This window comes from Mycobacterium barrassiae (assembly GCF_025822765.1).
Taxonomy (GTDB): domain Bacteria; phylum Actinomycetota; class Actinomycetes; order Mycobacteriales; family Mycobacteriaceae; genus Mycobacterium; species Mycobacterium barrassiae.
This window is the reverse complement of sequence record NZ_JACKUK010000020.1, coordinates 69,276-95,118: the sequence shown is the minus strand read 5'-3', so window position 1 is coordinate 95,118 and position 25,843 is coordinate 69,276. Positions and strand designations below refer to the sequence as shown.

24 protein-coding genes are annotated in these 25,843 nt (G+C 66.8%); 6 read left to right on the top strand and 18 right to left on the bottom strand.

Annotated elements, in window-relative coordinates:
• Nucleotides 1–74 precede the first annotated feature (74 nt).
• The 11 genes from H7J93_RS10135 to H7J93_RS10085 all read right to left on the bottom strand — a co-directional run bounded on the left by H7J93_RS10135 (nucleotide 75) and on the right by H7J93_RS10085 (nucleotide 12,020).
• Entirely contained in the window at nucleotides 75–1,274 is a 1,200-nt protein-coding gene (locus H7J93_RS10135; protein ID WP_267306160.1) for an argininosuccinate synthase, read from the bottom strand.
• A complete protein-coding gene (locus H7J93_RS10130; protein WP_267306159.1) occupies nucleotides 1,275–1,769 on the bottom strand; it encodes an arginine repressor in 495 nt (164 codons plus the stop codon).
• Nucleotides 1,766–2,689, bottom strand: coding sequence for an ornithine carbamoyltransferase (gene argF, locus H7J93_RS10125; protein WP_267306158.1), 924 nt, complete (start codon nucleotides 2,687–2,689; stop codon nucleotides 1,766–1,768). Before argF ends, H7J93_RS10130 begins: the two co-directional genes overlap by 4 nt.
• Nucleotides 2,686–3,858, bottom strand: a complete 1,173-nt coding sequence (locus tag H7J93_RS10120) for an acetylornithine transaminase (protein WP_267306157.1) — start codon at nucleotides 3,856–3,858, stop codon at nucleotides 2,686–2,688. The genes argF and H7J93_RS10120 overlap by 4 nt, the downstream gene beginning before the upstream one ends.
• Complete coding sequence (argB, locus tag H7J93_RS10115; protein ID WP_267306156.1) at nucleotides 3,855–4,727, bottom strand: acetylglutamate kinase; 873 nt, start codon at nucleotides 4,725–4,727, stop codon at nucleotides 3,855–3,857. Before argB ends, H7J93_RS10120 begins: the two co-directional genes overlap by 4 nt.
• Nucleotides 4,724–5,947 (bottom strand): bifunctional glutamate N-acetyltransferase/amino-acid acetyltransferase ArgJ, encoded by a 1,224-nt coding sequence (gene argJ, locus H7J93_RS10110; protein ID WP_267306155.1) that lies wholly within the window; start codon nucleotides 5,945–5,947, stop codon nucleotides 4,724–4,726. Before argJ ends, argB begins: the two co-directional genes overlap by 4 nt.
• Nucleotides 5,944–6,993: an N-acetyl-gamma-glutamyl-phosphate reductase gene (gene argC / locus H7J93_RS10105; protein ID WP_267306154.1), complete on the bottom strand. Its 1,050-nt coding sequence runs from the start codon at nucleotides 6,991–6,993 to the stop codon at nucleotides 5,944–5,946. Before argC ends, argJ begins: the two co-directional genes overlap by 4 nt.
• 111 nt (nucleotides 6,994–7,104) lie before the next feature.
• Complete coding sequence (locus H7J93_RS10100) at nucleotides 7,105–7,473, bottom strand: SpoIIAA family protein (RefSeq protein ID WP_267306153.1); 369 nt, start codon at nucleotides 7,471–7,473, stop codon at nucleotides 7,105–7,107.
• Nucleotides 7,474–7,576: 103 nt separating this feature from the next.
• Nucleotides 7,577–10,063, bottom strand: a complete 2,487-nt coding sequence (pheT, locus tag H7J93_RS10095) for a phenylalanine--tRNA ligase subunit beta (protein WP_267306152.1) — start codon at nucleotides 10,061–10,063, stop codon at nucleotides 7,577–7,579.
• Complete coding sequence (pheS, locus tag H7J93_RS10090; RefSeq protein ID WP_267306151.1) at nucleotides 10,063–11,106, bottom strand: phenylalanine--tRNA ligase subunit alpha; 1,044 nt, start codon at nucleotides 11,104–11,106, stop codon at nucleotides 10,063–10,065. Before pheS ends, pheT begins: the two co-directional genes overlap by 1 nt.
• Nucleotides 11,107–11,147: 41 nt before the next feature.
• Nucleotides 11,148–12,020 (bottom strand): adenylate/guanylate cyclase domain-containing protein, encoded by an 873-nt coding sequence (locus H7J93_RS10085; RefSeq protein WP_267306150.1) that lies wholly within the window; start codon nucleotides 12,018–12,020, stop codon nucleotides 11,148–11,150.
• Nucleotides 12,021–12,218: 198 nt separating this feature from the next.
• On the opposite strand from H7J93_RS10085, the gene H7J93_RS10080 reads away from it, so the two are divergent.
• Both H7J93_RS10080 and H7J93_RS10075 read left to right on the top strand, forming a co-directional pair.
• Nucleotides 12,219–13,271, top strand: a complete 1,053-nt coding sequence (locus H7J93_RS10080) for an oxygenase MpaB family protein (RefSeq protein ID WP_267306149.1) — start codon at nucleotides 12,219–12,221, stop codon at nucleotides 13,269–13,271.
• Nucleotides 13,272–13,276: 5 nt separating this feature from the next.
• Nucleotides 13,277–14,518 carry an acyl-CoA dehydrogenase family protein gene (locus tag H7J93_RS10075; protein ID WP_267306148.1) on the top strand — a complete coding sequence of 414 codons (1,242 nt, stop codon included), beginning with the start codon at nucleotides 13,277–13,279 and terminating at the stop codon, nucleotides 14,516–14,518.
• Between the two features lie 84 nt (nucleotides 14,519–14,602).
• On the opposite strand, the gene H7J93_RS10070 is transcribed toward H7J93_RS10075, so the two are convergent.
• Genes H7J93_RS10070 through infC form a run of 4 tightly spaced genes read right to left on the bottom strand, consistent with a single transcriptional unit; the run spans nucleotide 14,603 to nucleotide 16,606 of the window.
• Nucleotides 14,603–15,343 carry a TrmH family RNA methyltransferase gene (locus tag H7J93_RS10070; protein WP_267306147.1) on the bottom strand — a complete coding sequence of 247 codons (741 nt, stop codon included), beginning with the start codon at nucleotides 15,341–15,343 and terminating at the stop codon, nucleotides 14,603–14,605.
• Nucleotides 15,344–15,366: 23 nt separating this feature from the next.
• Entirely contained in the window at nucleotides 15,367–15,756 is a 390-nt protein-coding gene (rplT, locus tag H7J93_RS10065) for a 50S ribosomal protein L20 (protein WP_083152839.1), read from the bottom strand.
• A 43-nt stretch (nucleotides 15,757–15,799) separates the two neighbouring features.
• Nucleotides 15,800–15,994, bottom strand: a complete 195-nt coding sequence (rpmI, locus tag H7J93_RS10060; RefSeq protein ID WP_267306146.1) for a 50S ribosomal protein L35 — start codon at nucleotides 15,992–15,994, stop codon at nucleotides 15,800–15,802.
• A gap of 6 nt (nucleotides 15,995–16,000) precedes the next feature.
• The gene (infC, locus tag H7J93_RS10055) at nucleotides 16,001–16,606 is read right to left on the bottom strand and encodes a translation initiation factor IF-3 (RefSeq protein ID WP_267306177.1); all 606 of its coding nucleotides are present in this window, start codon (nucleotides 16,604–16,606) and stop codon (nucleotides 16,001–16,003) included.
• A gap of 223 nt (nucleotides 16,607–16,829) precedes the next feature.
• On the opposite strand from infC, the gene H7J93_RS10050 reads away from it, so the two are divergent.
• The 3 genes from H7J93_RS10050 to H7J93_RS10040 are packed head-to-tail and all read left to right on the top strand — an operon-like array spanning nucleotide 16,830 to nucleotide 21,976.
• On the top strand, nucleotides 16,830–17,192 hold the full coding sequence (locus H7J93_RS10050) for a DUF1844 domain-containing protein (protein WP_267306145.1): 363 nt from the start codon (nucleotides 16,830–16,832) through the stop codon (nucleotides 17,190–17,192).
• A gap of 45 nt (nucleotides 17,193–17,237) precedes the next feature.
• Nucleotides 17,238–20,570, top strand: a complete 3,333-nt coding sequence (gene lysX, locus H7J93_RS10045; protein ID WP_267306144.1) for a bifunctional lysylphosphatidylglycerol synthetase/lysine--tRNA ligase LysX — start codon at nucleotides 17,238–17,240, stop codon at nucleotides 20,568–20,570.
• 56 nt (nucleotides 20,571–20,626) lie between these two features.
• Nucleotides 20,627–21,976, top strand: coding sequence for an alpha/beta hydrolase (locus H7J93_RS10040; protein ID WP_267306143.1), 1,350 nt, complete (start codon nucleotides 20,627–20,629; stop codon nucleotides 21,974–21,976).
• A 9-nt stretch (nucleotides 21,977–21,985) separates the two neighbouring features.
• Here the strand turns inward: H7J93_RS10040 and H7J93_RS10035 are convergent, their stop codons facing one another.
• Entirely contained in the window at nucleotides 21,986–22,990 is a 1,005-nt protein-coding gene (locus tag H7J93_RS10035; RefSeq protein ID WP_276021747.1) for a hypothetical protein, read from the bottom strand.
• 124 nt (nucleotides 22,991–23,114) lie between these two features.
• Between H7J93_RS10035 and H7J93_RS10030 the strand changes: the two genes are divergently transcribed.
• A complete protein-coding gene (locus tag H7J93_RS10030) occupies nucleotides 23,115–23,423 on the top strand; it encodes a hypothetical protein (RefSeq protein ID WP_267306142.1) in 309 nt (102 codons plus the stop codon).
• On the opposite strand, the gene H7J93_RS10025 is transcribed toward H7J93_RS10030, so the two are convergent.
• Nucleotides 23,417–24,505 carry a hypothetical protein gene (locus tag H7J93_RS10025; protein ID WP_267306141.1) on the bottom strand — a complete coding sequence of 363 codons (1,089 nt, stop codon included), beginning with the start codon at nucleotides 24,503–24,505 and terminating at the stop codon, nucleotides 23,417–23,419. The genes H7J93_RS10030 and H7J93_RS10025 overlap by 7 nt on opposite strands.
• Nucleotides 24,502–25,809 carry a hypothetical protein gene (locus tag H7J93_RS10020; RefSeq protein WP_267306140.1) on the bottom strand — a complete coding sequence of 436 codons (1,308 nt, stop codon included), beginning with the start codon at nucleotides 25,807–25,809 and terminating at the stop codon, nucleotides 24,502–24,504. The genes H7J93_RS10025 and H7J93_RS10020 overlap by 4 nt, the downstream gene beginning before the upstream one ends.
• Nucleotides 25,810–25,843 lie beyond the last annotated feature (34 nt).

The window sequence follows — 25,843 nt, the reverse complement described above, 5'->3', positions numbered from 1 at the left end:
CGCCTTCCCCTGGCGAACAGACGCAAACTCCCCTATTTCTGCGTGGAATTGGGGCGTTTCGCGTCTGCTCGGCATCATTTGGCGAGGTCCCGCTGCGCGGAGATCTTCGACGACAGGCCGTGCACGTGCACAAAGCCCTTGGCCGCAGACTGGTCGAAGGTGTCGCCCTCGTCATAGGTGGCGAGGTTGAAGTCGTACAACGACTCCGAACTGCGCCGGCCATTGACCGCAATATGCCCGCCGTGCAGCACCATCCGGATCTCCCCCGACACGTGCTCCTGGGTCTTGGCCACGAACGACTCCAGCGCGGTCTTCAGCGGTGAATACCAGAGTCCGTCGTAAACCAGCTCGCCCCACTTCTGGTCGGTGGTGCGCTTGAACCGGCCGAGCTCACGCTCGAGCGTGACGTGCTCGAGTTCGGTGTGCGCGGTGATGAGCACCATCGCGCCGGGAGCCTCGTAGATCTCGCGGCTCTTGATGCCGACCAGACGGTCCTCGACGACGTCGAGCCGGCCGACGCCCTGCTCGCCGGCGCGGCGGTTGAGTTCCTCGATGGCCTGCAGCACGGTGACGTCGCGCCCGTCGATCGAAACCGGAACGCCGCGTTCGAATCCGACGATGACCTCGTCGGGGGTGTTCCAGTTGACGGTCGGATCCTCGGTGTAGTCGTAGACGTCCTTGGTCGGCGCGTTCCACAGGTGCTCCAGGAACCCGGTCTCGACGGCGCGGCCCCACACGTTCTGGTCGATGGAGAACGGCGACCGCTTGGTGACGTTGATCGGGATTGCGTTCTCCTCGGCGAACGCGATCGCCTTCTCTCGGGTCCAGGCGTAGTCGCGGACCGGTGCGAGCACCTCCAGATCCGGTGCCAGCGAAGCGAATCCGACCTCGAAGCGGACCTGGTCGTTGCCCTTACCGGTGCAACCGTGCGCCACAATGCCGCCGCCATGCTCCCGCGCGGCCGCCACCAGGTGCTTGACGATCAGCGGCCGGCTCAGCGCCGACACCAACGGATACCGGTCCATGTACAGGGCATTGGACTGGATGGCGGGCAGGCAGTACTCGTCGGCGAACTCGTCTTTGGCGTCGACGACGACGGCTTCGACTGCACCGCAGTCGATCGCCCGCTGCCGCACGACCTCCATGTCCTCGCCGCCCTGACCGAGATCGATGGCCACCGCCACGACCTCACGGCCGGTCTCCTTACCAATCCAGCTGATCGCGACCGAGGTGTCCAGACCACCGGAGTACGCGAGGATGACACGCTCGGACATTTACCTGATCTCCTTTTGTTGAATGCTCTCGAGTTTCGCTGCCAGCTCGGCGCCGGTCATCGGCTCACGTGCGATCACCAGGATGGTGTCGTCGCCGGCGACGGTGCCGACCACGTAGGGCAGCGCAGCGCGGTCCATGGCGCTGGCAAGGTAGTGCGCGGCTCCCGGCGGTGTCCGCAATACCGCGAGATTGCCGCTGGAGTCGGTGGACACCAGAAGCTCGGCCAGCAGCCGTGACATCCTTTCGGTACCACCGGAAACACCCCGTACGGGGCTGCCGTCTTCGGGGACGACGTAGACGCCGACGCCGCCGTCGGCGCCGCGTAGCTTGACCGCGCCGAGCTCCTCGAGATCACGCGACAACGTGGCCTGGGTTACGTCGATGCCCTCGTCGGCGAGCAGCGTCGCCAGCTCGCTCTGGCTGTGAATCGACTTCGACGACAGGATCGACACGATCCGCGCCTGCCGCCCCGCCCGGGTCGTTGCGGAGGTCATGCCCTCTCCAAGAGCCATGCCAACAGCGCCTTTTGGGCGTGCAACCGGTTCTCCGCTTCGTCCCACACGGCGCTCTGCGGGCCGTCCATCACCTCGTCGGTGATCTCGTACCCCCGGTGCGCCGGAAGACAGTGCAGGACTATGGCGTTCGGGTCGGCACGGCTCAGCAGATCGGAATTGATCTGGAACGGCTTGAACGGTCCCACCCGATCCAGCCCGTCGTTCTCCTGACCCATCGACGTCCAGGTGTCGGTGACGAGGACATCAGCACCGTCGGCCGCCGCCGCAGCGTCGGACGTCACGGTGACGGTCGCCCCGGTCTGGGCGGCCCGATTTTCGGCGGCGGCAACGAATTCCGGATGCGGCTCGAAATTGGCCGGCGCAGCGACGGTCACGCTGATTCCCGCGGTCACTCCGCCGAGCATGAGCGAATGCGCCATGTTGTTGGCGCCGTCACCAAAATATGACATCCGCAGACCCTTGAGTTCACCCTTGCGCTCGGCCAGCGTCTGCAGGTCAGCGAGCACCTGGCACGGGTGAAACTCGTCGGACAGCGCGTTGACGATCGGCACGCTCGCGCCGGAAGCCATTGCGGTCAACCGATCCTGGGCGAACGTCCGCCACACGATCGCCTCGACGTAGCGCGACAGGACCCTGCCGGTGTCCTCGAGGGTTTCATCGCGACCGAGTTGGGTGCTGCGGCCGTCGACCACGACGGCGTGGCCGCCGAGCTGGGCGATGCCGAGCTCGAACGAGAACCGTGTGCGGGTCGAGTTTTTATCGAAGATGACCGCCACGCCGCGAGGGCCTTCGAGCGGGCGACGGCTGAACGGCGCGTCTTTCAGCTCCGCCGCGAGCGCCAGCACCTCGGCCTGTTCCTCGGGGGTGAGGTCGTCGTCGCGCAGAAAGTGACGTGTCATGACTTGGCTCCGGTGTCGAGCACGCCGGGCAGCGCGCTGAGGAAGTCGTCGACCTGGGCATCGCTGAGGATCAGCGGCGGGACCAATCGAATCACGTTCGGGGCGGCCGCGTTCACGAGGAACCCGGCGTCCCTGGCCGCCACCTCGACCGGCTTGGCCACCTCGGAGGTGAGGACGACGCCGCACATGAGCCCGCGCCCGCGGACATGATCGATGACGGGATGGTTCAGCGCCTCGATGCCGTGGTGCAACGTCTTGCCCAGCACACCGGCGTGGCCGACGAGGTCGTTGTCGGCCAGCACCTGCAACACCGCGAGCGCCGCCGCCGTGCAGACGGGATTGCCGCCGAAGGTGCTGCCGTGCAGTCCGGGAGTCAGCAGGCCGGCAGTCTCGCCGGTCGCGATGCAGGCGCCGATGGGCAATCCGCCGCCGAGCCCCTTGGCCAGGGTCACGATGTCGGGAGTGATGCCGTCGTGCTGATGAGCGAAAAAGGCTCCGGTACGGCCCATTCCGGTCTGCACTTCGTCGAGCACCAGGAGTGCGCCGTGCTCAGCGGTGATCTCCCGGGCGGCCACCAGATACCCGGCGGGCGGCACCACGACACCGCCCTCGCCCATGATCGGTTCCAGGAACACTGCCGCGGTCTCGTCGTCGACTGCGGCCCTGAGCGCCTCCACATCGCCGTACGGCACGTGGGTGACGTCACCGGGTAGCGGCGCGAACGGGGCCTGCTTCGACGGCTGACCGGTCAGCGCCAGCGAACCCATGGTGCGGCCATGGAAGGCGCCTTCGGCAGCAACGAGTTTCGTGCGGCCGGTGAGCCGGGTGATTTTGAACGCGACCTCGTTGGCCTCGGTGCCGGAGTTGCAGAAGAAGACCCGCGCATCCTCGGCGCCCAGCAGGCCGACCAACGCCTCCGCCAGCGCGATGCCCGGCTCGGTCGCGTAAAGGTTGGACGTGTGACCCAGCGTGTTGAGCTGCCCGGTGACGGCCTCGATGACAGCGGGGTGACGATGCCCGAGAACGTTGACCGCGATACCGCCGACCAGATCGACATAGGACTTGCCGTCGGCGTCGGTCACCACCGCGCCGTCACCGCTGACCAGGGCGAGAGGCGGGGTGCCGTAGTTGTTCATCATCACGGCTTCCCACCGCTGTGTGAGATTCACGAGCTCACCACCTTCGTCCCCGTCCCCTCGTCTGTGAACAATTCGACCAGTACGCAATGTTCGACGCGGCCATCGATGACGTGGGCGCTGGGCACGCCCCCCGATACGGCGCGCAGGCAGGCTTCGATCTTGGGCACCATGCCCGTCTCCAACTTGGGCAGCAGCTGCGTCAGTGCGGCGGTGTCGATCTCGCTGACCAGTGAGCCGCGGTCCGGCCAGTCGGTGTAGAGGCCCTCCACGTCGGTCAGCATCAACAGCTTCTCCGCGCCGAGCGCCTCGGCCAGCGCGGCCGCCGCGGTGTCGGCGTTGATGTTGTGCACGACCCCGTCAGCGTCGGGCGCGATGGTCGACACCACCGGGATGCGGCCGGCGCCAATGAGATCGAGCAGCGAATCCGCTTCCACTTTCTCGACGTCACCGACCAGACCGATGTCGGTGGCCACCCCGTCGACGGTCACCTCGCGCCGCACCGCGGTGAACAGGTGCGCGTCCTCCCCCGTCACGCCGACGGCGTACGGCCCGTGCGCGTTGATCAGGTTGACCAGTTCGCGGCCGACCTGCCCGAACAGCACCATCCGCGCGACGTCGAGCACCTCGGGCGTGGTGACGCGGAAGCCACCCTTGAAATCGCCTTCGATACCAAGCTTTTTCAGCATCGCGGTGATCTGCGGGCCACCGCCGTGGACGACGACGGGATGGATGCCGCAGTTGCGCAGGAACACCATGTCGGCGGCGAACGCGGCCTTGAGGGTGTCGTCCGTCATCGCGTTGCCGCCGTACTTCACCACGACGATCTTGTCGTGCAACTGTTTCAGCCACGGCAGGGCCGCGGCGAGTACTTGCGCCTTGACCGGCGTCGCCAGTGTCATGAGCTGTAGGCCGAGTTCTCTTCGACGTAGGCGTGCGAGAGGTCCGTGGTGCGGATCGAAGCCTGGCCGCTGCCGACACCCAGGTTGATCGTGACAACGATGTCCTCGCCGGACAGATCGACGTCGCGGGCACCCGGCAGACCGGTGAGGTTCGCGCACACCGGGAATCCGTTGAAGGACACCGTGATCTTGTCGGTGTCGAGAGCGAACGGCACCATCCCGACGGCGGCGAGCACACGGCCCCAGTTCGGGTCCGAACCGAACAGCGCGGTCTTGACCAGGCTGTCGCGGGCCACCACCCGGGCCGCGGTGAGCGCATCGTCGTCGGACGCCGCTCCCGTCACGGTGACGACGATGCGCTTGGTCACGCCTTCGGCGTCGGCCTGCAGTTGCGCGCACAGATCGTCGCAGACCCGCAGAACAGCGTCGTCGAGATCGCTTTGACTGGGCTCGATCTCGCTCGCGCCGGAGGTCAGTATCAGCACGGTGTCGTTGGTGGAGCAGCTGCCGTCGATGTCGAGCCGGTCGAATGTCTTCGCCGCCGCGTTGCGTAGCGCCTGATCGAGTGCATCCGAATTGGCGACAGCGTCGGTGGTGATGACGCACAGCATGGTCGCCAGGGACGGCGCCAGCATGCCCGCACCCTTGGCCATGCCGCCGACCGTCCACTTGTCACTGTGGTGCAGCGCAACCTGTTTGGGCACAGTGTCGGTGGTCATGATGGCCCGTGCGGCCTCTTCCCCACCGGTCAGGCCGCCGTGCATTTCGTGCACGATCTCGGTGACGCCGGCCAGCACCTTGTCCATCGGCAGCCGGTCGCCGATGAGCCCGGTGGAACAAACGGCGACCTCGATTGGGCCGGTCTCGGTTCCCCAGTCGGACAGCGCGGCGGCGACGGCCTCCGCGGTGGCGTGAGTGTCCTGGAAGCCCAGCGACCCGGTGCAGGCGTTCGCCCCACCGGAGTTGAGGATGACCGCGCGCAGTCGGCCGGTTGTCAGTACTTGCTGCGTCCACAGCACCGGCGCTGCCTTCACCTGGTTGCGGGTGAACACGCCCGCGGCGGCGTAATCGGGGCCCTCGTTGAACACCAGCGCCAGGTCGGGCGCGCCGGATGCCTTGATGCCCGCTGCGATTCCCGTCGCACGGAAACCCTCGGGCGCCGTAACACCCTGCGTGCGGAGGAGTCGCGTCGTATCGGTCGGCGCGTCAGATTTGGTCACGGCGCAACTCCCACGATCGAAAGCCCTTCTGTCTCAGGCCAGCCCAGCGCGAGGTTCATCGACTGCACCGCCGCGCCGCCGGTGCCTTTGACGAGGTTGTCGATGGCGGCGATGCCGATGAAGGTCGACGCATCCTCGTCGACGGCGACCGCGAGCTGGGCGGCGTTGCTACCGATCACCGCACCGGTCTTGGGCAGCTGGTCTTCGGGCAGCAGATGGATGAAAGGTTCTGCGTCGTAAGCCTTCTCGTACGCCGCGCGAATCTGCGACAGCGGTGCGGTGGTCTTGGCGGTGCAGGTGGCCAGGATGCCGCGCGATGTCGGGATGAGCACCGGGGTGAACGACACGGTGACGTCCTTGTCGGTGACGGCCTTGAGCCCCTGGGCGATCTCGGGGGTGTGCCGGTGCTTGCCGCCGACGTTGTAGGCCCGCGCCGAGCCGATGACCTCTGAGCCGAGCAGGTCGGTCTTCGCGGCGCGTCCCGCGCCAGATGTGCCACTGACGGCGACGACCGTGACGGCGGGCTCGATGAGGTCCTCGGCGATCGCCGGCCACAGCGCCAGCAGCGCCGCGGTCGGATAACAGCCGGGGACGGCGATGCGGGTGGCTCCGCGCAGCCGGTCGCGGGCGCCGGGCAGTTCGGGCAACCCGTAGGGCCAGCTGCCCGCGTGGGTCGAGCCGTAGAAGCGCTCCCACGCGCCGGCGTCGGTCAGGCGGAAGTCGGCGCCGCAGTCGACGATGATGGTGTCGGCGCCCAACTGGTCGGCGAGCGCGGCCGAATGGCCGTGAGGAAGCGCGAGGAACACCACGTCGTGGCCGCTCAGCGTCTCGGCATCGGTGGCTTCCAGTGGCCGGTTGGCCAGGGGTAACAGGTGCGGGTGATGCTCTCCCAGCATGGTGCCCGCGCTGGCGGCGGCGGTGAGCGCACCGATCGTCAGGCGGCCGTCAGCGTAGGCGGGATGCCCGAGGAGAAGGCGCAGGATCTCGCCGCCGGCATATCCGCTGGCACCGGCGACCGCGACAGAAGTCATGCAGAGATTCTGCATTTTTATGCAGCACTATGCAAATTCATTATCGCCCGGGCCTGGCGAGCAGACACAAAGGTCCGCGACACGCCGGAAATAGCGGACCCCTTGCGTCTGCTCGGCGGCGAGAGGTCAGCCGGCCGCCCACTGTTTGGCCTTCTCCAGCTCGTCGAGGCCGAACACTTCGACGTCGCCGGGCACCAGCCAGCCCAGCGCGTGCACGGTGTGAGTGACCCACTCCTTGTCGGTGACGACCGCGGTGCGCTTGAAGCCCCCATGGTGCTTGATCAGGGTGCCGAAGCTCTGCTTGAGATCTTCGACCAGACCTCCGCGCCCGAAACCCTCGTAGTCCGACGCGATGACCTCGACGAACCTGAGTTCACCGGATTCGAACAGCTTCTCCAGCTCGGGCATGAACGCGCTGATGTCGTCCCCGGTGACCTTCCCCGATATACGAATGCCTGCAACACCGGCGGGCATGTCTTGAAGTACCTCGATCATGCCTACCGTCCTACTCCGATTCCCGTCGCCGAGCGTGCGCTCACGGTGAGAATCTGCCACGAATTTCGCAGTGGCCGCACAGTCGGCGCCACGCGGCTGGAATTCAGCGGCGCTGCTCGGCTCCGACCCGCTGCGCCGCCGCCTGGACCGCCGCGTCACGGGCCGCGCTCGCCTCGTCCTCGGTGAGCGTGCGATCGGCGGCGCGGAACCGCAGCGCCAGGGCAAGTGATTTGCGGCCCTCGCCGATCTGCGGCCCGGTGTAGACGTCGAACAGCCGGACGTCCTCCAGCAGCTCGCCGGCACCGTCGCGGACGGCGTCGATCACGTCCTGGGCGGCGACGTCTTCGCCGACGATCAGCGCGACGTCCTGGAACACCGCGGGGAACGGTGACACCGCGGGCGCCGGAAGCGATTCGGTGAGCGGGACGGCGTCGAGGTCCAGTTCGACGGCGCAGGTGCCCGCGGGCAGACCCGACCGCTCGATGACGGCCGGGTGAAGCTGTCCCGCGTATCCGACGACGGTGTCGCCGACGACGACCTCCGCACAGCGGCCGGGATGCCACGGCAGGTGCTGGGCGGCCCGCAGGGTCAGCTCGACGCCGGCCGCGCGGCCGATGACACGGACCGCCTCGAACGCGTCGCTGGCCTCGACGGGCCTGCCCTTACCCCACGGTCCGGCTGGTTCACGCAGTCCGGCAAGGACGACGCCGACGTGCTGCGGCTGATGCGGCAGCGACGCGTCGAGCATCGCGATCTCGCCCGGTGTGGGGCGACGATCGGTCGGAATGCGCTCCACCGCACGGGTTTCCGCCGTCGGCTCGACAACCTGCGCGATCGCGAACAGCGCGGTATCGGCGGCCCCTCGGGACACGTTGCGCACCAACGCCTCCAACAGTCCCGGCAGCAGCGTGGTGGCCAGCTCGGGGCGGTCGGCCTCCAGCGGATTGACCACCGACGTGGTGGACCGTCGCGGATCGTCGGCGGGCAGACCCCACTGGTCGAACACTCCCGCCGGTAGGAACGGGGTGGGCAGGATCTCCACGTAGCCGTTGAGCGCCAGCGACTTTCCGATGGCGCGGCGCCGCTTCTGCGTCGGGCTGAGTCCGCGACCCGCAGGCGCGGCCGGCAGCACCGAGGGGATGATCTCGAGGCCCTCGAGCCGCAACACCTCTTCGACGAGGTCCGCGGGCTGGCGAAGGTCGGGGCGCCAGCTCGGCGGCGTCGCGGTCACTCGGCCGTCGTTCACGACAACCTCGGCGCCGATCTGGGTGAGACGCTTCTCGGTGGTGCCCTTGGCGTACTCGACTCCGGCCACTCGGTCGGGCAGGTCGACCGACATGCTGACCGGCTCATGCGACCAGTTGTCGCGCGGCGGGTCACCTCGCCAGTCGGTGAGCTTGGGTTCAATTGTGCCACCGGCGATCTCGGCCAGCAGGGTGCTGCAACGATCGAGCGCGGCGACGGAGATCGCGGGGTCGACGGTGCGTTCGTAGCGACGGCCGGCCTCGCTGTAGAGATGCAGGCGCCGCTGCGTGCGTGAAACGGCGGCGGGATCCCAGACCGCGGCCTCGAGCAGCACGTCGGTGGTGCTGTCACGGACCTCGGTGGTGCCCGCACCCATCACGCCACCGATCGCGGCGGTGGCGACGTCGTCGACGATGAGCACATCGGCGGGATCGAGGCGGCGCTCGATGTCGTCGAGCGTGACGACCGTCTCCCCCGGCTTGGCGAACCGCACCCTGAAGCCACCGGTGATCAGGCTACGGTCGTGGGCGTGCATCGGATGGCCGAGTTCGAGCATCACGTAGTTGGTCACGTCCACCGCCGGTGAGATGGCCCGGATGCCCGACAGCAAAAGTCGGCGCTGCATCCACCACGGCGACACCGCTTTTGGATCGATGCCGGTCACCGGTCGGAGCCCGAACCGCAGCACACCGGTGCCCGAGTCGATCGTCACCGGCAGGGCCTCACCCTCGGCAGGCAACTGCGGGACATCGGCCGGATCGACGTAATCGAGGTCGTAGGCGTTGGCGATCTCGCGCGCCATACCTCGCACCGACAGGCAGTAGCCGCGATCCGGGGTGATCGCCAGGTGGAACACCGTGTCGTCGAGGCCCAGCACGTCGGCGGCGGGCGTTCCCGGTTCCGCGGTGCCTGCGGGCAGCACCAGGATGCCCGAATGGTCGGCGCCGAGATTGAGTTCGGTGGCAGAGCAGATCATGCCGTCGCTGATGCGGCCGTACGTCTTGCGGCTGGCGATGGCGAAGTCGCCGGGCAGCACGCAACCGGGCAGGGCTACGACGACGAGGTCACCGACGGCGAAGTTCGTTGCCCCGCAGACAATGTCACGCAGCTCGGGTTCGCCGACATCGACCTTGACCGCGCGGATCGGCTTCTTGAACTCCGTCAGTTCCTCGATCTCGGCGACTCTGCCGACGGTGAGAGGACCGGTGACGGGTCCGACCGGGATGACCTCTTCGACTTCATGGCCGATGCGGATCAGGGTCTGCTCGAGTTCGTCCGGCGACACGTCCCAGCCGGGTGCACCGGCTTGTACGACCTCGCGCAGCCAGCTGTAGGGCAGGCGCATCAGGCTCCAACCCCGAACGGCAACGAGAACCGGACGTCGCCCTCGACCATGTCACGCATGTCGGGAATGCCGTTGCGGAACTGCAGGGTGCGTTCCAGTCCCATGCCGAAGGCAAACCCGGAGTAGACCTCCGGGTCGATACCGCAGGCCCGCAACACATTCGGATTTACCATGCCGCAGCCACCCCATTCGACCCAACCGGGTCCGCCCTTCTTGTTCGCGAACCAGATGTCCACCTCGGCCGAGGGTTCGGTGAAAGGGAAGAAGTGCGGACGGAACCGGGTACGCCCCTCGGGCCCGAACTCGGAGCGTGCGAACGCGTCGAGCGTCCCGCGCAGATGAGCCATGGTCAGTCCCTTGTCCACGGCCAATCCCTCCACCTGGTGGAAGACCGGCGTGTGGGTGGCATCCAGCTCGTCGGTGCGGAATGTGCGACCGATCGAGATGATGTACACCGGCAGATCGCGTTCCAGTAGCGCGCGGATCTGCACCGGAGAGGTGTGGGTACGCAGCACCTGACGTGAGCCTTCGGGGGCGATATAGAAGGTGTCCTGCTCGCTGCGCGCCGGATGGTCGGGCGGGAAGTTGAGGGCGTCGAAGTTGAACTGCTCGGTCTCGACTTCGGGTCCCTCGGCGAGTTCCCAGCCCATCGCCACGAACGTGTCGGCCACGTGCTCGGCCAGGATGGTGATCGGGTGACGCGCGCCGACCGGCTGACGGGTCGACGGCAGCGTCACGTCGATGCGCTCGGCGACCAGTACGGCGGCGTCGCGCTCAGCCCGCAGCACCGTCAGTCGCTCGTCGTAAGCCTGCTGGGCCTGGGTGCGCGCCACGTTGACCCGCTTGCCGGCGTCGGCACGCTCGGTCTTCGGCAGGGACCCGAGCGCCTGGCGCGCGAGCGCAATCGGCGAGCGATCACCGAGGTACTCGGTCTTGGCGCGGGCGAGCGCGTCGAGGTCGGTAGCCGCGTCGAAGGCATGCCGGGCCGCGCTGACAGCCTCGGTCAGCGCTTCTTCCGACAGGTCTATTGGCTGATCAGCCACCCGGCGATCATAAGGTGTGGCCCAACGCCCGGATCGAGCGGCTACAGGCGCGATCCGCCGCTGTCGTGGTCGACGTCACCGGATGACGGCCTGCGTGACTTCAGCCGATACATGACGAGATCGGCGGGCACGCCGTCCTGCCTCCCCGCGAAGACCTGCTTGCGAAGCCGTTTGGCCTCCACACCGAGCATTTCGAAGTCCTCGTCGGCGATACCGTCCAGCGTCGCCTGCGACACCACCAGCTCGCCCCGGGTGGCTCGCTCCATCACGCGCGCCGCGATGTTCACGTCGATGCCCAGCCAGTCCGAGCCGATGCGCTGCGGCCTGCCGGTGTGGATGCCGACCCGCATCCGAGGCGTGTAGCCGTCCACGTCAAGGGATTTCACGCCTTCGCGGGCCTTGATCGCGGCGGCGACCGCGGTCGTCGGACGGGTGAACACCGCCATGATGCCGTCGCCCATGCGCTTGACGATCTGGCCGCCCGCCTCCAGTAGCGGTGGTTCGACGACCTGCGAGACGCGACGAAGGAGCTTCAGCGTCGCGTCGTCACCCGAACTCAGCGACCACGACGAGAAGCCCACCAGGTCGGTGAACACGATCGTCAATTCGCGGTAGGCGGGCTTGCCGGACACCCGCTCCGTCAGCGCCTGCCACACCTGAAGCGCGCCCAGGCTGACTTCACGGGAGGCGGCCTCACGTTCCAGCAGCCGATCGGCGGCGCGGGCCGCTGCGCGCGGTCCGCCGACGCCGGACGTCGACAGCGGGTCGCCGAACTCCGGGTCACCTGGGAGCGCGCGACGGGCTCGGCGCAGGAAGGCGATTACGGACGGGCTGTGGTTGGTGTTCTTCAACCACCCGAGCGGACCGGATGACTGTCTGCCAGATACTTCGTCGATCGGCTCGACATCATCCACGCCCGCCAGCCTAGTAGAGCGGAGACCGGCGGATAAAGCACCTGGTCACAGCCGAGCGGCAGCGGTGTGGAGGCTGAATAACACTGTGCCGCCACGGCCCCAAAATCGTAGACAACGTGTGTTGTCACGCTTATCGTGAGGCTTGACACCGGGTTGGGAATCACGCGGCGCACGCGAGGAGCGGGAAGTGCGAGACCGATGACCCTGAAATCGACATCCCCCACGACCGACGCACGGCGGCCCTGCGACCGGAACGTCGACCCGCTCGGTCCTGACTCGTTGACGTGGAAGTACTTCGGCGATCTGCGGACCGGCATGCTCGGCGTCTGGATCGGCGCGATCCAGAACATGTACCCCGAACTCGGTGCCGGCGTCGAAGACCATTCGATCCTGCTGCGTGAGCCCCTGCAGCGCGTCGCCCGCTCCGTCTATCCGATCATGGGCGTCGTCTACGACGGCGAGCGCGCCGCTCAGACCGGAGAGCAGATCAAGAGCTACCACCACACGATCAAGGGCGTCGATCCCGAGGGTCGGCGCTACCACGCGCTCAATCCCGAGACCTTCTACTGGGCACACGCGACGTTCTTCATGTTGATCATCAAGACCGCCGAGTACTTCTGCGGTGGACTGACCGAAGCCGAGAAGCGCCAGCTGTTCGACGAGCACGTGCAGTGGTACCGGATGTACGGCATGAGCATGCGGCCGGTTCCGAAGAGCTGGGAAGACTTCCTCGAGTACTGGGACGCGAAGTGCCGCGACGAGTTGGAGATCAACCGCGCGACACTCGATATCTTCTCGATCCGCATCCCCAAGCCGTGGTTCGTGCTGATGCCGACGCCGATTTGGGATCAGTTGTTCAAGCCGATGGTCGGCGCGCAGCGGTGGATCGCCGCGGGCGTGTTCGATCCGGCGGTGCGGGAGAAGGCCGGCATGCGATGGACGCCAGGCGACGAGGTCCTGCTCCGGATCTTCGGGAAACTCGTCGAGTTGGCGTTCGTCGCGGTGCCTGACGAGATCCGGCTGCATCCTCGCGCCTTGGCGGCCTACCGCCGGGCCCAGGGCAAGCTGCCCGAAAACGCACCCCTGGTCGAGGCGCCCGCGTTCATGGCGCCGCCCCGCGACCGACACGGCCTTCCCATGCATTACGTGCCGCCGCGCAAGTCGCTGCTGGACCGAGCTGGGTCTTTGGTGCACACCACGTTCTCGTTGGCGGGCCTCCGTCCCGCGCGTGGGCGCGGTAAGGCAGCCTAGAGCGCATGCTGGAATGGTCTGACGTTGATCTCGCCGTGCGCGACGCCGTGCGGGAGTTCGTGGATAAAGAGATTCGCCCCCATGTCGACGCGCTGGAAAGCGGCGAGATGGAGCCCTACCCGATCATCCGCAAGCTGTTCGCGACGTTCGGTATCGCCGACATGGCTCGCGAGTCGCTCAACAAGCGGCTGGCAAGGCTTCGCGAGGGCGGTGAGTCGGCCGGCAAGTCGTCGGGTGGCGGCGGGATGTTCGGCGGCGGTTCGGGCGGTATGGGCTTCGTCGTCGTCAGCGAGCTGTGCAAGGTGTCGATGGGAATCGTCACCGGTATGGGGGTCAGCCTCGGCCTGACCGTGCCGACGATCCAGAGCCGGGGCACGCTGGCGCAACAGGAGCGCTGGCTGCCCGACCTCGTGACCTACGACAAGATCGGCGCCTGGGCGATCACCGAACCCGACTCGGGCTCGGATGCGTTCGGAGGCATGAAGTCCTACGTCGTGCGTGACGGCGACGACTACATCCTCAACGGCCAGAAGACGTTCATCACGAACGGTCCCGACGCCGACGTGGTCGTGGTGTACGCGAAACTCGACGAGGGCGACGGCGCCGACAAGCGTAACCGCAAGGTGCTGACGTTCGTGCTCGACAAGGGCATGGAAGGCTTCGTTCAGTCAAAACCGTTCCGCAAGATGGGGATTCACAGCTCGCGCACCGGCGAACTGTTCTTCAACAACGTCCGGTTGGGTCGCGACAGGTTGCTCGGTGAAACCGAGGACAGTTCCTCGGGTGACGGCCGCGCGAGCGCACGGTCGAACTTCTCGGCCGAGCGGATCGGCGTCGCGGCGATGTCGCTGGGCGTCATCGAGGAATGCCTGCGGCTCTGCGTCGACTACGCCAAGACCCGCAAGCTGTGGGGCCAGGAGATCGGACAGTTCCAGCTGATCCAGCTGAAGCTCGCGAATATGGAAGTCGCGCGAATGAACGTGCGCAACATCCTGTTCCGGGTGATCGAGTCTGCGGAGAAGGGTCAGCCGATCTCGCTTCCGGAGGCGTCGGCGATCAAGTGGTACTGCTCCCAGGCCGCCACCGATGTGGCGATGGATGCGGTTCAGCTGTTCGGCGGCAACGGATACATGACCGAATACCGGGTGGAGCAGTTGGCCCGCGACGCCAAGTCGCTGATGATCTACGCCGGCAGTAACGAGGTGCAGATCACCCATGTGGCACGGGGTCTGCTGAGCGACGACTAACTTCTTCCGCCGAGCAGACGCGTACACCCCCAATTCGGGGTCAATTTGGGGGTTTTCGCGTCTGCTCGCGGCAAAAGGTGCGCGCTAGGAAAGTGCGCGTGAACTCTGGTATAGGCAGATGGCCGCAGCCGACGCCACGTTGAGGCTCTCCGCCTTGCCCGGCATGGGGATTCGCACGCGATGCGTCGCAGCATCGGACAATTCGACCGGCAGGCCGTGCGCCTCCGGACCGAACAGCCACGCCGTCGGCGCAGTCAGATCGGCGTCGTCCAGCGATAGTTCGCCGTCGAGCGTGGTAGCAAGCACCTGAAGGCCCGCAGCCTTGATCGCCGACACCGCGGCGGCGGCATCCTGCTCGGGCACAACGGGAATCGAAAAGATACTTCCCGCCGATGCGCGCAGGCATTTGCCGTTGTACGGGTCGACACTGTGGCCGGCGAACACGACGGCATCGGCGCCCATCGCGTCGGCGACGCGGATCAACGTGCCCGCGTTGCCCGGCTCGGAAATCTGCGCCGCCACCGCGAGCAGCCGAGGCGAATCGGCGAGCACCGCATCCAGCGAGGTCTCGGGCACCGAGCACACCGCGACAAGGCCGACCGGAGTGACCGTCTCGGACAAGGCTTTTGCCGCCCGCTCGGTCACCAGGTGCACCTGGGTACCGCTCAGCAGATCGCCGAATCTGGCCATCGCGTCCTCGGTCGCAAAGACCTCGGAGACGAGTCCGCGCCGCAACGCGGCCTCGACGAGATTAGGACCCTCGGCGAGAAAGCGTGCGGCGCGGCGTCGTCCGACGTGGCGGTGCAGCTTGACCGCTGCCGCCACGCGGGCAGAGCGTTCGGTGAGCGTCAGGCAGCCTCGCCCGACGGTGCATTCACATCGGCGGGCAACGCACCCTTGGCCACCTCGACCAGCGCGGTGAACGCAGCCGGATCGCTGACGGCGATCTCGGCGAGGTTCTTGCGGTCGACCTCGACCCCCGCGGCCTTCAGGCCCTGGATCAGGCGGTTGTACGTGATGTCGTTGGCGCGGGCCGCCGCGTTGATCCGGGAGATCCACAGCTTGCGGAACTCGCCCTTGCGGGCACGCCGATCACGGTAGGCATACGTCAACGAATGCAGCTGCTGCTCTTTGGCTTTGCGATACAGCCGCGACCGCTGACCGCGATAGCCCTTGGAGGCCTTGAGTATTGTCCGCCGCTTCTTCTGGGCGTTGACTGCGCGCTTTACGCGTGCCATGGGAGTGTTCCTATTCGTTCAAGTAGTACAGGGGTTAACGCGGTCAGCCGTTCAGCAGCTTCTTGACGCGCTTGACGTCGTTGCCTGACACCTCGGTGCGGCCTTCCAGCCGACGGGTGCGGCGGCTCGACTTGTGCTCGAGCAAGTGTCGCCTATTGGCCTTCTGGCGCACGATCTTTCCGCTTCCGGTGACCCGGAACCGCTTCGAAGCGCCGCTGTGGGTCTTCGCCTTGGGCATATGTCCTCAGTTCTGTGATGTATCGGTCGGTGCGCTCTCGGGCTGTGCGCGTTGCGCTGCCGGAGCGTCGGCATCATGCGCCGCCTTGGCGCGAGTCTTCGCGCCGCGGTGCGGTGCCAGCACCATCGTCATGTTGCGGCCGTCCTGTTTGGCTGACGTCTCGACGAAGCCGTAGTCGGCCACGTCGGCGCCTAGGCGCTGCAGGAGTCGGTAGCCCAGTTCGGGCCTCGACTGCTCACGTCCGCGGAACATGATCGTCACCTTGACCTTCGACCCCGCTTGGAGGAAGCGGACTACGTGGCCCTTCTTGGTCTCGTAGTCGTGCGGGTCGATCTTGGGTCGGAGCTTCTGTTCCTTGACGACGGTCTGCTGCTGGTTCTTGCGAGACTCGCGCGCCTTCTGTGCCGTCTCGTATTTGTACTTGCCGTAGTCCATGATCTTGCAAACCGGCGGTTTGGCATCTGGGGCTACTTCAACAAGGTCGAGATCGGCATCCGCGGCGACGCGGAGAGCGTCTTCGATGCGCACAATGCCTACCTGCTCGCCGCCTGGTCCGATCAGTCGGACTTCGGGCACGCGAATGCGCTCGTTGACGCGGGTCTCAGTGCTGATGGGGCCTCCTATGTTGTCCTGTGTTACTCGTGGAGCCCACACCATCAGCACTCTGTTCATTGAACAGAAAAGCCCTGCTCAAAGCAGGGCCCATAGCCGACCAGGACAGGCATCGGATGCCTGTGACCGGACCACTGAACCGGTATGGTCAGCGGTGGGAGCGGGACTCCACTTGCTGTCCCTGGCGTAAGCCGGGACGGTCGCACATGGCAGTCTACCAGCCATGACCGAGGATCCCGCATCGCCCGACCAGGCAGCCGAGCCGCCCACCCGCGAGCTGGCCGATATCCCTGCCGTCGAGGTGATCACCCGGTCGGCGGTCATGCTCATGAGCGCCGCGGCCGAGAAGCTCGGACTGGCCGCCGAGGATCCCGATGAAAGCCCGCACCGCGATCTCGACGAGGCGCGCCGACTGATCACCGCGCTGGCCGGCCTCGTGACGTCCTCCGCCGAATACCTCGGCCCCCACGCCGGGCCGGTGCGCGACGGGCTGAAGAGCCTGCAACTGGCGTTCCGGGAGGCAAGTGCCGCTCCCGACGAACCGGGCCAAGGTCCAGGCGAGAAGTACACCGGCCCGGTCTGGTAGCCAGTAACACCAAATTCGCGGTAATAGCGAATATCCTCGCGCGATATGACGGTGACTAGCCAGTCGAGCCCGGCGAACAAGGCCAACGCGCGCCGAACCTCTGCGTTCCGGTGGGTGCCCGCCGCGGCCGGCTGGACCGTCGGCGTCATCGCCACTCTGTCGCTCCTTGCGAGTGTGTCGCCGTTGGTCCGGTCCCTGATCAAGGTGCCGCGCGAGTTCGTCAACGACTACATCTTCAACTTCCCCGACACCAGCTTCGCGTGGGCGTTCGTGCTGGCGCTGCTGGCGGCAGCGCTGGCGGCCCGCAAGAGCATCGCGTGGTGGATCCTCGTCGGCTACATGGTCGCGGCCATCGGCTGGAACATCGGCGACCTCGTCTCCGGCGACGAAACGTGGCTCGAGGAAAGTGGCGAGATCATCGGGCTGGGCTTCCATCTCGCCGCGATCGCGTTCCTGGTGCTGGCGCGCAAGGAGTTCTGGGCCAAGGTGCGCCGCGGCGCGCTGTTCAAAGCCGCGGCGACACTCATCGCCGGCTTGATCGTCGGCACCCTGATCGGATGGGGCCTGCTAGAGCTGTTCCCGGGAACACTGGCTCGCGAGGACCGCTTCTTCTACGCACTGAACCGGGTGGGCGCGTTTGCAGGCGCCAGTGCCGACGCGTTCACCGGTCACCCGCACGTCTTCGTCAATGCGCTACTCGGCCTCTTCGGGGCCCTGGCGCTGATGGTGGCGGCGATCGTGTTGTTCCAGTCCCAACGTGCGGAGAACGCGCTCACCGGAGAAGACGAGTCGGCGATCCGCGGTCTGCTCGAGTTGTACGGCAAGAACGACTCGTTGGGCTACTTCGCGACGCGCCGCGACAAGTCGGTCGTGTTCGCATCAAACGGCCGCGCCGCAGTCACCTACCGCGTGGAGGTCGGCGTCTGCCTTGCCAGCGGCGACCCGGTCGGCGACCCCAAGGCGTGGCCGCAGGCGATCGAGGCGTGGCTGTCGCTGTGCCAGGCCTACGGCTGGGCGCCCGGGGTGATGGGTGCGAGTTCCGCTGGAGCCGAGGCATTCCGGGCCGCCGGTCTCAACGCGTTGCAACTCGGCGACGAGGCGATCCTCTACCCGGACAACTTCCGGCTGTCGGGGCCGGACATGCGCGCCGTGCGCCAGGCGGTGACCCGCGCGCGACGTGCGGGAGCCTCGGTGCGGATTCGACGACACCGCGATCTCGACGCCGACGAGATGGCCCGTGTGATCGAGCGGGCCGATGCCTGGCGCGACACAGACGACGAGCGAGGGTTCTCCATGGCGCTGGGCCGACTCGGCGACCCGGCCGACGGCGACTGTCTGCTCGTCGAGGCCGTTCAACCCGGCGCAGACGGCGGCCAGGTCGTCGCGATGCTGTCTCTGGTGCCGTGGGGCGCCAACGGAGTGTCGCTCGACCTCATGCGCCGGTCACCCCAGTCCCCCAACGGCACCATCGAACTCATGGTCAGCGAGCTCTGCCAACAGGCCGAAGGCATTGGCGTCAGCCGCATTTCGCTGAACTTCGCGATGTTCCGATCGGCCTTCGAACAGGGCGCCCAGCTCGGCGCCGGACCGATCGCGCGGCTGTGGCGGGCCCTGCTGGTGTTCTTCTCGCGCTGGTGGCAGCTGGAGACGCTGTACCGCTCGAACATGAAGTATCAGCCCGAGTGGGTGCCGCGCTACGCGTGCTACGAGGACGCACGCCTGGTCCCCCGCGTCGGCGTGGCGTCGGTGATCGCCGAAGGCTTCTTGGTGCTGCCGTTCTCGCGCCGGCACGAACAGCCCCACACCGGCCACCACACGGCGGTGCCACAGAGCATCGTCGACCGGGGCCTGCTGCACCATGACGGCTCCGCACCCGATGCCGACGAGCTCCAAGTCGGCTTGGATGAGGACGAGCAGTCGCGGCTGCCCGAACAGGTCCGGGTCCGGATGGCCAAACTGAAGGCGTTGCAGGACAGCGGAATCGACGCATATCCCGTCGGCGAAGAACCCAGCCACACCATCCAGGGGGCGGTCGAATCCGAGGGCGCGGGCACTGTGACGGTGGCGGGACGAGTGCTCCGCATCCGCGACTACGGTGGTGTGCTCTTCGCGCAGCTACGCGACTGGTCCGGTGAAGTGCAACTGCTGCTTGACAATTCACAGCTCGAAGAGGGCACGACGGCCGACTTCACCCACGCCATCGATCTGGGCGACCTGATTCAGGTGACGGGCACGATGGGCTACAGCAAGAAGGGCACGCGGTCGCTGATCGTGCTCAACTGGCGCTTGATCGGCAAGTGCCTGCGCCCCTTGCCCGACAAGTGGAAGGGGCTGACCGATCAGGAGGCACGGGTACGCGCCCGGTACGTCGACCTGGCCATCAACACCGAGGCCCGCGATCTGATCCGTGCGCGCAGCGCTGTTTTGCACGCGATCCGCGAAACCCTGGTCGGTAAGGGGTTTTTGGAGGTCGAGACGCCGATTCTCCAGCAGATACACGGCGGCGCAAACGCCAGGCCCTTCCTGACCCATATCAATGCCTACGACCTCGACCTGTACCTGCGGATCGCGCCCGAGCTTTACCTCAAGCGGCTGTGCGTGGGCGGCGTCGAGCGAGTCTTCGAACTGGGCAGGGCATTTCGTAACGAGGGCGTCGACTTCAGCCACAATCCCGAGTTCACGCTGCTGGAGGCCTACCAAGCGCACGCGGACTACAACGTGTGGATCGACGGTTGCCGCGAGTTGATCCAGAACGCCGCGCAGGCCGCCAACGGAGCCCACGTGTTCATGCGACCACGCGACGACGGCGCGTTGGAGCCCGTTGACATTTCGGGCGAGTGGACGGTCAAGACCGTGCACGACGCGGTGTCGGAGGCCTTGGGAGAGCAGATCGGGCCCGAAACGGATCTCACGACGCTGCGCAAGCTGTGCGACAGCGCGAAGATCCCCTACCTGACCCACTGGGACGCCGGCGCCGTGGTGCTCGAACTGTACGAGCACCTCGTCGAGGACCGCACCGAGGCGCCGACCTTCTACAAGGACTTCCCCACCTCGGTCTCACCGCTGACGCGGCCACACCGCAGCATCCCCGGCGTCGCCGAGCGCTGGGATCTGGTGGCGTGGGGCGTCGAACTGGGCACCGCCTACAGCGAGCTGACCGATCCCGTCGAGCAGCGTCGGCGACTGCAGGAACAGTCTCTGCTGGCCGCGGGCGGCGATCCGGAGGCCATGGAGCTCGACGAGGACTTCCTGCAGGCCATGGAGTACGCGATGCCGCCGACGGGTGGTCTCGGCATGGGTGTCGACCGGGTCGTCATGTTGATCACCGGCCGCAGCATCCGCGAGACGCTCCCCTTCCCGCTGGCCAAGCCGCGCTAGCGCGTTCGCAGGAGATCCACAGGGGGACCCAAGGTTCGGCAGTCACTCTTGTGGCCGTGACGTTACGCGATCTGCTGCGCCACCATTTGTCATTGCTGCACGGCTGGATTCCCATCACGGTCCAGGTGTTGGCCGCGGTCGCACTGGTGGCGGCCATCGTCTGGGGCATCCGGCGGTGGCGCTACCTGTGGGTGCCGTGGGCGGCGATGTGCGGTGTCGCGCTCACGACGTCCGCGTACTGGTACATCGCAGCGGAAGGGCTCGCGGGAAATCCCGCACCGCGCAGACTCTGGTTATGGATCGCACTGTCGGGCACCGCCGCCGGGATTCTCATCGCCGCCTGGCGCGGGTCACCGTGGTGGCGGCGCGGCGTGGCGGCGTCGGCGCTGCCGCTGTGCCTACTGTCCGCCGCGCTCGCGGTCAATCTGTGGACCGGCTATTTCCCCACCGTGCAGACGGCGTGGAACCAGTTCACCGCAGGCCCACTACCTGACCAGACGGATCGAGTGACCGTCATGGCGCTGCTACGCGACCATCAGATTCCCACCAAGGGGACGGTGGTGCCGGTGCAGATCAGCGATTCGGCGTCCGGTTTCAATCACCGTGGCGAACTGGTCTATCTGCCGCCCGCCTGGTATGCGACAGACCCGCCGCCGCCCCTGCCGACAGTGATGATGATCGGCGGCGAGTTCAACACACCTGCGGACTGGGTGCGTATCGGCAACGCGGTGACCACTGCCGACGCCTTCGCGGCCGCCCACGGCGGAAACGCGCCGGTGCTCGTGTTCGTCGATGCCGGCGGCACCTTCAACAACGACACCGAATGCGTCAACGGCAGTCGCGGCAACGCCGCCGACCATCTCACCAAAGACGTTGTCCCCTACATGGTTTCGAATTTCGGTGTGAGCGCGCACCGGGAGAACTGGGGCATCGTGGGTTGGTCGATGGGCGGCACATGTGCGGTCGACCTCGCCGTGATGCATCCCGATATGTTCAGCGCATTCGAGGACATCGCGGGCGACATCGCGCCCAATTCGGGCACCAAGGAGCAGACCATCTCACGGCTGTTCGGCGGCAACGCGGCGGCCTATGCATCCTTCGACCCCACCACGGTCATCACGCAGCACGGCGCATACAGCGGGGTCACCGGTTGGTTCGCCATCAACAGCCAGGCGGCCGTGGAGCAGAGTTCGGCCGCGAACACGCTGTGCGGGTTGGGCAACGCGCACGGGATCACCTGCGCCGTCGTGCCCCAACCCGGCGGGCATGATTGGCCGTACGCATCACAGGCCTTTGCGACCGCGCTGCCCTGGATGGCCAGTCAGCTGCACACCCCAGGGGTGCCGACAGTGCCGCTGCCCACACCGCCGCCACCGCCACCGATCATCCAGGTGGCCGCGAAGTAGGTCAGATGGTCAGCGCCCGCGCGCCAGGGCGAACACTCCCGTCGCTGCGTCCAGGAGTTCGGGCGTGAGCAGTCCTCCGGCGTATTCGACCCAGCACCAACTCCGCACCGGCTGCTTGCCCGACGAGCTCGCGGTCAAGGGTCCGAAGAAGTGCAACGGACTGCCCGTGGAGTCGAAAGTGAAGGTGTACGAATCGGTTCCGATGGTGGTATCCAAGGTCGCCATCTTGCCGGTTTCGGTGAACGTCGGTGTCGCGACGATGTCTTTGTGCACCGTGGTGACACCGTCCTTGAGCTGATAACCGGGACCGAACGTGACGTGTTCCTTGCCCTGCCAAAAACTTCCGCCGCCGAGTTCTCCGTCGGCGAACTCGTGAAGCCATGACACCCACATGCCTTGCAGATGGCGCGCGATCGGCAGTTCGGTATATATCTTCCCTGGCGGACCGTAGGCGAAATCCTGATGTCCGTACCCAGACACCTCGGTGCCGTCGATGGTGCCGGTGAGGTACATCAGCTCGTGGCGGTAGTAGACGTCGTCTTCGACACCCTGCTGTACGGGCACGTGGGTGAGGACGATATCGCTGACTGTCCGACCGTGGAGTTCCCAGCGGTTGCTGGCGTCATGCCAGTGAAACCCGTCGGCGTCGCGTTCGATTCGTCCGCTCGGAAACGTCAGCTGGATCGCCTCGCCGCTGTCGAGATACTGCATGGGCTCAAACCAGTCGAGCGTGGAGTACTCGGCGAACAGATGCGAGGCGTCGCCGTCGAGCCCCTTGGGAAGCGAACGAAATCCGCACACCGGCGACACGACGTGGGTCATTCCGGTGAGGAAGTCCTCGCAGCCGCGCACTCCCCAGTAGCTCTGACCAGAGGCATCGCTGACCACCGCGCCGATCCAGATACCGGCCAGACCCAGACCTTCGCGCGGTATCCACTCACGCCGGTAATGCTCCAGCTCAGGCACTTGGCGGATGACTTCGAAGTCCACGTGGTCGAACACGGATGTCCCCATCCCCGCGCTTTACAGATTTCAGACGATCTGCAAAGCATAACGTGATGTCGTCCTGCACAGGCGGGCGATCAAAAGTTCGTCGCTAAGCGCCGGCGCGAGATTCACCGCAGGTAGCGTTGGCGGTATGCCGGACGAACCCGCCAAGGAACCGGAAGCCACCGCGGATCCCGCGGTCGTCGAATCTGTTGTCGAGCCGCCGCCACCGCCCGCTGAGCCCGTCGACACCGGCTACACCCCGACAGGTGTGCCGACGTTCGAGTCGGTGCGCGAGAAGATCGAAACCCGCTACGGCACCGCGGTCGGCGCTGCGGAACTCGACGCCGATACCCCGGAGGGCCGCACCATCGAGGAGCAGTACGAGGCCAGGCAGCGTGCCGCCGCCGAACGGCTAGCGCAGATCCGCGAATCGATGCGCAAACCCGAGTCTCAGTAGTCGGATTCGGCGGCCAGGATCTCGGCCAGGAAGGCGTCGGCGCCCGGTGCGGCCAGCCGCGACCTCGCGAAGTCCCGGACCCGCTCACGGGTCTCCACAGACTCCCCCACATCCGCGCCGATGACCACCGACGTATGGCGCCAATCATGGCCCCAGGCCGCCGATTCCGACAACGGCTGCCCCTCGGCGTCCACGAGCGGAAACTCCGCCCGCCCGTCGGCCCCCAGCTCGCCCTCGCCTTCGAACGGGCCGGAACGCAGCCGGACGGCGATGCCGTTGGGCGAGCCCAGACCCGCGAGTTCGACTCGCACGCTCGCCGTCGCCGCGTCGTCCGCGGCTTCGATACTCCAGTCGACGGTGTCCTCGGCCGCATCGAATATTCCGGCCGGCACGGCCGACCACTGGACCGATCCGGCGCCCGACGCGACCGTCGTCGATGCGGTGCCGCCGGTTTCGCCGCCCGCGGCGAGCGCGTAGTCGTCCCGTCGCGACGGTTGGGCGACGGTGTCGAACGCGATGCCCACCTCGTCGGCCAGGTCAGCGCACTTCTCCACCAACTCGACGATGCGCGGATCACCCTCGTGCACATGGGCGCCCAGCGCCGCGACGTGCGGCCGCAAGATCTCGGCGACGTCGGAGTCGAACGTGTCATCGGTGAAGAAGTCCTCCGCACCCGCCGTCAGGATCGCGATCTCCGCGTCCAGCAGCGCTGCGTCCAGGGCCGCGATCCCGTCGCGGTGACTCGTCGGCCACCAACGCCGCAGCCAATGGCCGAATGCCAACCGGCGCAGCGGATCCAGCGATCCGGGCAGCACATGCACCCCGGTGAGGTCGACTGATTGTGCGTCGTCCGGTGAGGAGTGACCGACGGCAGAGGCGACGGCGTGATGGCCGCTCTCACCGAGCACCTGCCACAGCCAGTCCGCACGGGACAAATCGGTGAACGTGATCTGTGGATCGGCGGCGGGCTCGTCCACCGTCCACGACAGGACCGCCCCACTGATCTCGAGCACGGCCTGCAGCGGAGAGGGCGCCACCACGGGTCCCGTACTCCACAGGCCGGAATCTGACATCAACTTCATCCGGCCACCTGCAGTTCCAACATCGTCTTGATCCGCTGCCGGTGATCGAGGCTCACCGAGCGCGCGACGCCCTCCAGTAGCGCGCGGACGTCGTCGACGTCATCGCATGGCTCCTGCCACACGTCACGGCCGTGCAACCGGGCCCAAAGCCGGTTCAGGTAGGGCCGGGCGAAGGCCGCGAGGTCGTCGATCACCTGCTGCTGACGCGGATGGATCGGTCCGCCTCCGGCGAGGTAGCGGCGTGCGTGCAGCACGTACGCCTCCTTGCGCAGCCGCGCCTGGATCTGGCCGGCGAGGTCGTAGCGCGTCGTCGCGGATTCCGACAGCGGGGCAAGGTCGACGGCGACCTCGATCCCGGCCACCAGGGTCGCCTGCTTGTCCTCCGCCAACAGGCCCCACGGTGCGCAGCAGCGGTCGACCTCTTCCTCGCACAGCATCGGAATATCGGGCAGCTCTTCGCGATCCATCGCGCGGCGAAGCGTCGCCCGCACCCGGTCGATCACGGAGCGATTGAGGGGTCGCTCGCTATCCGAGCCACCGATGACCGCCGGGGGACGTTGGGGTTCAGCGGAACTGAGCCCGAGTGCCACGATCGACCACGGCAGCTGTTTCGCGTCCTCGTGCGCTGCGGCACCGAGGTTGTACGGTGTCGCGTCCGCGATCAGCGCCTGCCAAACCCGTTGCCGCGCTGCGGCGGCGCTGTGGGTGTCGGCCGCGCCGAGCACAGTGGTCAGTCCGGACAGGAATGGACGCGTGATCTCGGTACCGGCGCGCACATCGTTCCAGCTGGAGCGCAGCTGATCCGACAGCTCGCTGATGACCAGGTGGTCGGACGAGTAGATGTTCAGCGCTTCGATCGCGGTGCGGTCCCGCTCGGCATGGATATCCCGCAGAACGGTTTCGGCGGCACCGGAATCATCCTGGGCGGGCGGACCTTTCGTCACGGCCAGCTCGAAACACACCGGGAAGTACAGTTCCTGGGCGTTGCCGCTGGTGATCCTCAGCCGGCGGCGTTCGCGTTTGAGAAGCTCGAACCAGGCCGCCGCCGCGCGCAATTGGGCGGCTTGGCCGACGATCGCGTCGTGCATGGCTTCAGCCACGTCGGCCGCCACGAACGGCGCCGAGAACTGAGTGTTGGAGCGCAGGCGCAATACCAGCGGGTCGATGATCCGCTTCACGGTGCGCCGCAGCGGGCCGCCGTCGTCGCCGCTGAGCACTTCCACCCCGGGCCCGATCGCACGCCACGCCCGGTCGATCACCGCCCGGCGCGGGTGCGCGACGGCGACGGCCGTGTCTGTGCTCATTCCATCAGGATAAGAGCGGGCACCACGCAAAAGT

What these genes read in the sequence shown, in the direction of transcription:
- H7J93_RS10135 (WP_267306160.1), bottom strand. Translation starts at nt 1,274, where the DNA reads ATGTCCGAGCGTGTCATCCTCGCGTACTCCGGTGGTCTGGACACCTCG.
- H7J93_RS10130 (WP_267306159.1), bottom strand. Translation starts at nt 1,769, where the DNA reads ATGACCTCCGCAACGACCCGGGCGGGGCGGCAGGCGCGGATCGTGTCG.
- argF (WP_267306158.1), bottom strand. Translation starts at nt 2,689, where the DNA reads ATGACACGTCACTTTCTGCGCGACGACGACCTCACCCCCGAGGAACAG.
- argB (WP_267306156.1), bottom strand. Translation starts at nt 4,727, where the DNA reads ATGACACTGGCGACGCCGGTCAAGGCGCAAGTACTCGCCGCGGCCCTG.
- argC (WP_267306154.1), bottom strand. Translation starts at nt 6,993, where the DNA reads ATGCAGAATCTCTGCATGACTTCTGTCGCGGTCGCCGGTGCCAGCGGA.
- H7J93_RS10100 (WP_267306153.1), bottom strand. Translation starts at nt 7,473, where the DNA reads ATGATCGAGGTACTTCAAGACATGCCCGCCGGTGTTGCAGGCATTCGT.
- pheT (WP_267306152.1), bottom strand. Translation starts at nt 10,063, where the DNA reads ATGCGCCTGCCCTACAGCTGGCTGCGCGAGGTCGTACAAGCCGGTGCA.
- H7J93_RS10080 (WP_267306149.1), top strand. Translation starts at nt 12,219, where the DNA reads ATGACCCTGAAATCGACATCCCCCACGACCGACGCACGGCGGCCCTGC.
- H7J93_RS10075 (WP_267306148.1), top strand. Translation starts at nt 13,277, where the DNA reads ATGCTGGAATGGTCTGACGTTGATCTCGCCGTGCGCGACGCCGTGCGG.
- rplT (WP_083152839.1), bottom strand. Translation starts at nt 15,756, where the DNA reads ATGGCACGCGTAAAGCGCGCAGTCAACGCCCAGAAGAAGCGGCGGACA.
- rpmI (WP_267306146.1), bottom strand. Translation starts at nt 15,994, where the DNA reads ATGCCCAAGGCGAAGACCCACAGCGGCGCTTCGAAGCGGTTCCGGGTC.
- H7J93_RS10050 (WP_267306145.1), top strand. Translation starts at nt 16,830, where the DNA reads ATGACCGAGGATCCCGCATCGCCCGACCAGGCAGCCGAGCCGCCCACC.
- lysX (WP_267306144.1), top strand. Translation starts at nt 17,238, where the DNA reads ATGACGGTGACTAGCCAGTCGAGCCCGGCGAACAAGGCCAACGCGCGC.
- H7J93_RS10035 (WP_276021747.1), bottom strand. Translation starts at nt 22,990, where the DNA reads ATGGGGACATCCGTGTTCGACCACGTGGACTTCGAAGTCATCCGCCAA.
- H7J93_RS10030 (WP_267306142.1), top strand. Translation starts at nt 23,115, where the DNA reads ATGCCGGACGAACCCGCCAAGGAACCGGAAGCCACCGCGGATCCCGCG.
- H7J93_RS10025 (WP_267306141.1), bottom strand. Translation starts at nt 24,505, where the DNA reads ATGAAGTTGATGTCAGATTCCGGCCTGTGGAGTACGGGACCCGTGGTG.
- H7J93_RS10020 (WP_267306140.1), bottom strand. Translation starts at nt 25,809, where the DNA reads ATGAGCACAGACACGGCCGTCGCCGTCGCGCACCCGCGCCGGGCGGTG.